Genomic DNA, 684 nt, shown 5'->3' with positions numbered 1-684 from the left:
GGTAAACGATGACGACATCCGCGTTTATCCAGGATTGGAACGCCTTAGAATTCCCCTGTCAAATTCATCAACCTTGCTTCTTTCCGTAGCCTTCCCATACTCCGCCAAAGACATCGCTTTTACCGAAGAGCTTGCCGCGAAAATCAACGATTTTAAAGCGATAATCACGGAATATTTTTCGTCCCTTCCTGCGGAAAACGCCAATCAAATAGATGAAGAGGCGGCAAAGCGGGAAATACTTCGGCGCTTTAACGCTGAGCTTCGTCTTGGACGCATTGAGGCGCTTTATTTCAGCGATATGACGGTAATTGAAAGATTGAAACAATGAACGATGTATGCCCAAAGAATTTATTCAGTACAGTCAGGGATTTATTGGGCATTTAAATCAGTAGTGGGGCTTTGTGTTGAATCATGCAACGACAGTAAGTTTTTCATGGCTTTTTAAAAACGCTTGGTCCCGATCTGCCTCATTTGATACATTCGTTTGGATTTAATCTGACCCTAGACGTTTTACACCGGATATTTTATCCGCGTTTTCCTCAATGGCCTTTTTCACTGCATATTCAATAACCTGATCAAAATTATCCAGTTTTTGGCCTATTTTACCCAAAATAGCCATTTGCAGTTGTTCCATTGCAAGTTCAGGAGAATCCGATACAGAAAATAACTCATTCGATTTTATAC

At 41.2% G+C, this 684-nt stretch carries 1 protein-coding gene and 1 pseudogene; one reads left to right on the top strand and one right to left on the bottom strand.

The genetic code is table 11. The features are described from left to right. Positions 1–328, top strand: a pseudogene (locus ACYVRH_RS13950) (flagellar basal body protein FliL); the annotation flags it as partial. Positions 329–490: 162 nt separating this feature from the next. Here the strand turns inward: ACYVRH_RS13950 and ACYVRH_RS13945 are convergent. Continuing rightward, on the bottom strand, positions 491–684 hold a 194-nt coding region (locus tag ACYVRH_RS13945), incomplete at its 5' end, for a hypothetical protein (RefSeq protein WP_461257486.1).

It is taken from the genome of Treponema sp. R80B11-R83G3 (genome assembly GCF_054786115.1).
This window is presented reverse-complemented; position numbering and strand designations above follow the sequence as displayed.